The sequence below is a fragment of the Tabrizicola sp. genome (genome assembly GCF_051645465.1).
Classification (GTDB): Bacteria; Pseudomonadota; Alphaproteobacteria; order Rhodobacterales; family Rhodobacteraceae; genus Tabrizicola.
Map to the genome: position 1 here is coordinate 1 of NZ_JBOFBI010000182.1, position 5,101 is coordinate 5,101.

General features: G+C 60.8%; 6 protein-coding genes, 1 tRNA gene and 1 pseudogene. 2 read left to right on the forward strand and 6 right to left on the reverse strand.

Annotated elements, in window-relative coordinates:
• Positions 1 to 60 precede the first annotated feature (60 nt).
• Positions 61 to 137, forward strand: a tRNA-Met gene (locus ACRCSW_RS11635).
• 135 nt (positions 138 to 272) lie between these two features.
• On the opposite strand, the gene ACRCSW_RS11640 is transcribed toward ACRCSW_RS11635, so the two are convergent.
• From ACRCSW_RS11640 to ACRCSW_RS11650, 3 genes are all read right to left on the reverse strand, one after another.
• Positions 273 to 584, reverse strand: coding sequence for a type II toxin-antitoxin system RelE/ParE family toxin (locus tag ACRCSW_RS11640; protein ID WP_438705241.1), 312 nt, complete (start codon positions 582 to 584; stop codon positions 273 to 275).
• A 4-nt stretch (positions 585 to 588) separates the two neighbouring features.
• Positions 589 to 843 (reverse strand): ribbon-helix-helix domain-containing protein, encoded by a 255-nt coding sequence (locus ACRCSW_RS11645; protein ID WP_438705243.1) that lies wholly within the window; start codon positions 841 to 843, stop codon positions 589 to 591.
• Between the two features lie 352 nt (positions 844 to 1,195).
• Positions 1,196 to 1,405, reverse strand: a complete 210-nt coding sequence (locus tag ACRCSW_RS11650; RefSeq protein WP_438705245.1) for a hypothetical protein — start codon at positions 1,403 to 1,405, stop codon at positions 1,196 to 1,198.
• A gap of 75 nt (positions 1,406 to 1,480) precedes the next feature.
• Here ACRCSW_RS11650 and ACRCSW_RS11655 point away from each other — a divergent pair, with 75 nt between their 5' ends.
• Positions 1,481 to 3,955, forward strand: a complete 2,475-nt coding sequence (locus ACRCSW_RS11655; RefSeq protein ID WP_438705247.1) for a UvrD-helicase domain-containing protein — start codon at positions 1,481 to 1,483, stop codon at positions 3,953 to 3,955.
• A gap of 36 nt (positions 3,956 to 3,991) precedes the next feature.
• Here ACRCSW_RS11655 and ACRCSW_RS11660 read toward each other — a convergent pair.
• The 3 genes and pseudogenes from ACRCSW_RS11660 to ACRCSW_RS11670 form a co-directional block, all read right to left on the reverse strand.
• Positions 3,992 to 4,162, reverse strand: a pseudogene (locus tag ACRCSW_RS11660) (Pam3-gp28 family putative phage holin); the annotation flags it as partial.
• Positions 4,152 to 4,805 carry a TIGR02594 family protein gene (locus tag ACRCSW_RS11665; RefSeq protein WP_438705248.1) on the reverse strand — a complete coding sequence of 218 codons (654 nt, stop codon included), beginning with the start codon at positions 4,803 to 4,805 and terminating at the stop codon, positions 4,152 to 4,154. The pseudogene ACRCSW_RS11660 and the gene ACRCSW_RS11665, both read right to left, overlap by 11 nt.
• Before the next feature lie 161 nt (positions 4,806 to 4,966).
• Positions 4,967 to 5,101: integrase core domain-containing protein (locus ACRCSW_RS11670; RefSeq protein WP_438705250.1), on the reverse strand; the 135-nt coding region annotated here is incomplete at its 5' end.

Consider the following 5,101-nt stretch of genomic DNA (forward strand, 5'->3'; position numbering starts at 1 on the left):
TTCGAGGACGGATAAATCGAAAAAGTCCGGGCTCCCGGCCGACCTCAGGTCGTAAACTGTCGCGGGGTGGAGCAGCCCGGTAGCTCGTCAGGCTCATAACCTGAAGGTCACAGGTTCAAATCCTGTCCCCGCAACCAAACTTACACGTCTTATCAAAGACTTCAAAGCCGAGCGTTATGCTCGGCTTTTGTCATTCCAAATTCTTGTCAACACCTGGTCAACGTTTTGCGAGGCCCCCCTACGCGGGGGCCTTTTGCGTTTCGTAACCCGAGTCAGCCGCCAAGATCATCCCGGAATCGATCCATCTGGTGCATCCGCTCATGCAGGATCGTCACGATGCCGATGTCGCCGTTCGACAGCCGCCGCCAGTACACGAAATGATGTTCGAGCTGGAAGTAGAAGCCGTCGATGGCGAACTCCGCTGGGATCGGCCGCGAAGCGACGCCGTGCCCCTCGATTTTGTCGAATGCTGTAAACGGATCGGTGATGTAGCGATCAGCCTGTTCAGCGCCCCAGCGGTCGCGCGTGTATCGGTAGATCTCGCCAAGCCGCAGTGATGCAGCTTCCTGGACGCGTACAGCCATCCTGTCAGCCCCGGTTCCGGGCGATCACCTCGGCTGCCGTCAGCGGGCGATAGCTTTCCTCCGGCGCCGCAAACGCGCGCGTCAGTTCAGCCTTCAGCCGGTTGAACGCTTCAGCTTCGGCCCGCTCCTTGTCGCGCCGGATCAGGTCTCGGATGTATTCGCTGATGTTCTCGTAGGACCCGTTCTCGCCCACGTTCGAGGCCACGAACTCGCTCAGCGCGCCGCTGATGCGGACAGTCATCGTTGTGGTCTGGGACATGGCGGCCTCCTGCTTGTGTCTTCAAGATAAGCAATAGTGAAGACGCGCGCAAGTTTCCCGGCTTTCGGCGTGCCCACCACTGTGCATGCCAAACATGGTTGCAGACGCCAGGAACCAAAGCGCAAGTTGCTTGATATGGGTTACAGGGCACATGCTATTGATTCGGTTGCAACAAAGACCACTGTTCGGCTTTCTCGTGAACCCCTTTGGCACGACTGCGCGCGCCATTGAGTTGCAGGGCGATCAAATTCTGGTCACCGGACGAAGCATGCCCGCGTCGGTTTCGTTGGCGGATATTGGCGAGGCACCGGCCCTTCGGAAGGGTGCGCTTGGCACGACCCTGTCCCTGCAATCAACTGGGCAAAGCAATGTCATCTTGCGTGGTGCCGGTCATGCTGATGCACGCGCCGTTGCGGACAGCGTCAAAGCTGCGTGGGTCAGCTTCAACACGGGTGCCTTTGACCGCGAAGCGCACCGGTTCAATCGGCTTCATGCCGCTGTTTCCGAGCTGGCGCGACCAGGCCGTTATCCTGCGGCCTGCAGTGTTGCGCTTGTTCTTCATGACGCGCGGTCCCTGGATGCCACGCTGCTCTCGAAGCTGAGGTCCGAGGCAATCGGGACGGACAGGGCGGAGCGCGTGGCCCTCGTGCGCAAGTTCGTCGCCGATCCCCGGACGGCGCGAGCAAATGCGATATCGGTCTTTGTCGCCGCTGAACTGGATCGGTGGAAGGAATTCTTCGATACAATCGAAAGCAAGCCGCTGACGGCCGAGCAGCGACTTTCGGTCGTGGTCGATGAAGACGCGACCCTCGTGCTGGCTGGTGCCGGGTCGGGCAAGACCAGCGTCATCACGGCCAAGGCGGCCTACCTCGTCAAAGCCGGGATCCGAAAACCCGAGGAAATCCTGCTGCTGGCATTTGCGAAGAATGCCGCGGCAGAGATGTCGGAGCGGGTCAAGGCGCGATCCGGCGTGCCGATTGTGGCGCGGACTTTCCATGCGCTGGCCTACGACATCATCGGCATCGTGGAAGGGTCAAAACCCGCGCTTGCCGATCATGCCACTGACGACCTGGCCTTCACCAACCTGATCAAGCAGATCCTGAAGGACCTGGTGCATTCGCTGTCAGAGGTGTCGAAGGCGATCATCCAGTTCTTCGCGCATTTCCTAGTCGAGCCGAAAACCGAATGGGACTTCAAAACCAAGCACGAATTCTACACCCACATGGAGCAGCAGGATCTGCGCACCCTGCAGGGCGAGAAGGTCAAGAGTTACGAAGAGCTGCAGATCGCCAACTGGCTTTATGAAAACGGCGTCGAATACGAATACGAACCGGTCTACGAGCACAAGATCCCCGAAACGGGCAGGCGGGACTATCAGCCGGATTTCCGGCTGAACGAAAGCGGCATCTACATCGAGCATTTCGGGGTGCGCCGACAGAAGATGGCAGATGGCAGCGAAAAGCTGTTTACGGCCCCCTTCGTCGACCGCAACGAATATCTCACCAGCATGGAATGGAAGCGCCAGGTCCATGCCGAGCATGAGACGACGCTGATCGTAACCTTCAGCTACGAACGGCAGGAGGGACGTCTGCTGGCTGGCCTTGCCGAAAAGCTGGCGCCGCATGTCACCCTCAAACCGCGCCGGGCAGACACGATCTATGACCGGATTGTCGATTTGAAGCAGGTCGATGACTTCTCGAAGCTGCTCGGGACGTTCCTGCGCAAGTTCAAGAGCGGCGGCTACAGCCTTGAGGATTGTGAGACCAAGTCCGACCGGATGAAGCTGGGCAAGCGGGCGAAGGCATTTCTAAATGTGTTCGCGCCGGTCTTCGAGGAATACCAGAAACGCCTCGGGGGCCGGATCGACTTCGAAGACATGATCCTGCGCGCGGCGCGCTACACCGAGACTGGCCGCTATGTCAGCCCCTTCCGCCACATCTTGGTCGATGAGTTCCAGGACATTTCGCAAAGCCGGGCCCGGCTGGTGAAGGCGCTCAAAGTCCAGCATCCGGATGTCCGCGTCTTTGCCGTCGGCGATGACTGGCAGTCGATCTTCCGCTTTGCTGGGTCGGACATCCATCTGATGCGTCATTTCGGTCGGGAGTTCGGCGGCAGCTTCGATGGCGAGGCAGGCGTTCACAGGGCGGTCGATCTTGGCCGCACCTTCCGGTCTGTCGACCAGATCGCCTTTGCCGCCGGAACCTTTGTTCTGCGGAACCCGGTCCAGATACAAAAGCAGATCGTCCCAGCTGGGACGGCTACAGAACCGGCCATCAGGATCGTGATGGCGGCGAAGAATGAGAGTGAGAAGAAGCTGTCAGATGTGCTGACCGTTCTGTCGGCAAAGTCAGACCCGGCAGGCAAGACGGCAAGCGTGCTGCTGCTGGCCCGGTATCGATATCTGGAGCCTGAACTGCAGGACCTGCGGCGGCGGTTTCCGCGCCTGACGTTTAGTTTCAAAACCATCCATGCCTCAAAAGGACTGGAGGCAGATCATGTGGTTTTGTTGAACGCCGACAGCGGGCGGGTAGGCTTTCCATCGGAGATCGTCGATGATCCGCTTCTGGGACTGGTCTCGCCGGATGAGGAGACGTTCCAGAATGCAGAGGAACGGCGCGTGATGTACGTGGCCATGACGCGGGCGCGGCACACCCTGACCATCCTCGCATCAAATGCCCGCCCATCGGCCTTTGTCACAGAGCTTGTGAAAGATCCCGCCTATGGGATTGTCCAGCCGCCCGGGCCCGATCAGGAAGTCCACGAATGTGGCGAGTGCGGAGGCCGCCTGCTGGGCGTGCAGGGCCAAGACGGCCGGACTTGGTATCGCTGCGAGCATTTCGATCACTGCGGCAATTTTCTGCCTGCCTGTTTAGAATGCGGCGCAGCCCTGCCGCGGCGGGTGAAGGTTGCGCCGCAAGCCAAGTGCAGCTGCGGGAAAGTGCACCCCAGTTGCCCGGAATGCGCTGATGGCTGGCTTGTCGAGCGAACTGGCCCGCACCGCACCTTTCTGGGCTGTGTGCGCTACCCAACTTGCGTCGGGAAAGCGCAATTGACCCGTGAGCCGAGCGGGCAACGTTTCGCGGGCAAGCGCCGACGTGGACGAGACGAGTAGCCAAGCCCCTGACACCGATCGGTTTCGCTTGTCCGCCACCGACCACACAACCGACCCGATGGTCAGCAGCGCGCCGATGACCGGCTCGATATCGAAGGCTTGAACGTAGCCCTTGGCGACCAGCGCGGTGCCCGCAACGCTCAGGATTTGGCGGACGAGGGCGAGGATTGCAGGATTCAGCATTGTGGTCTCCAGTTCAGATTTCATTGACGGTTGCGAGGAATTCGCCCGGCCTCATGGTCGGCAGGCGTTGGGGGCGGGGCGGGTAGGTCGCGGGCCAGAGCGCGCCCAGAAGGCGTGACTTGGCGATGCGGGCGATGGTGACGGCGTCGGACTGGTTGCCGCCCAGCACGTAGAAATGCGTGTCATCCTGGCCGACCGCGAAGCCGACGTGTCCGCCAGACCCGCGTTCAAAGATCAGCACCGCTCCGGTAATGGGCTGCACCGCTTGCCCAAACAGCAGCCAGTTGCGGGCCCAATAGGGATTGGTGCCCAGCGCGCCGAGCAGGGGTTCCTCCGGCAAGGCCATGCGAATGCAGGTTTCCACGAAGTCGCCGCACCAAGGGTTCTTGCTCGGGTCGCCCAAGGAACGGCCATCACGCTTCAGCCAGTCCATCAGCCAGGACCGGTCTCGCGCTTCGTTTCGGCCCAGCGCTGTTTTCGCCTCGGAGATCCACGGCAGCGAGCCTGGCGGGGCCAAGGCGGCCGACCGTCCATTTGAGGACAGCAATTGCTTCAGCGCCCGTGCGGTGCGGACACCCCATTGGCCGTCGATGGCACCGGGGCTGTGGCCAAGTTTGTCCAAGCGGCTCTGGATCAGGCGGATGGCGTCAGTTTGGTCAGTGGTCATGGAAACGTTCCTTCTGCCCGGCGTCGGGCAACAAAAAACCCGCCTCGTGGGCGGGTGGGGTGGGTCGACGTGATGGTGTGGTGATCGTTAGTCGGTGTGGCCGCGCTGGAATGCCTCGAACATCACATCCCGCATGGCGCGGATGTCGGTCTCGATGCGCTCTAGATGTGGACCCTCAACAGGTTGTCGTGGGGCAGATCAAGGCGGCTGATCGGCGGCTTTGAGTTTAGGCTGCCGTGCGGGCGGTGCCAATTGTACATGTGGGTCCATTCCGGCAGGTGGAATTTGCGCTGGTC

Bases quoted from the DNA above. Each gene is read 5' to 3' on its own strand.
- ACRCSW_RS11650 (WP_438705245.1), bottom strand. From the start codon at position 1,405: ATGAAGAACAAGCGCAACACTGCAGGCCGCAGGATAACGGCCTGGTCG.
- ACRCSW_RS11665 (WP_438705248.1), bottom strand. From the start codon at position 4,805: ATGACCACTGACCAAACTGACGCCATCCGCCTGATCCAGAGCCGCTTG.
- ACRCSW_RS11640 (WP_438705241.1), bottom strand. From the start codon at position 584: ATGGCTGTACGCGTCCAGGAAGCTGCATCACTGCGGCTTGGCGAGATC.
- ACRCSW_RS11645 (WP_438705243.1), bottom strand. From the start codon at position 843: ATGTCCCAGACCACAACGATGACTGTCCGCATCAGCGGCGCGCTGAGC.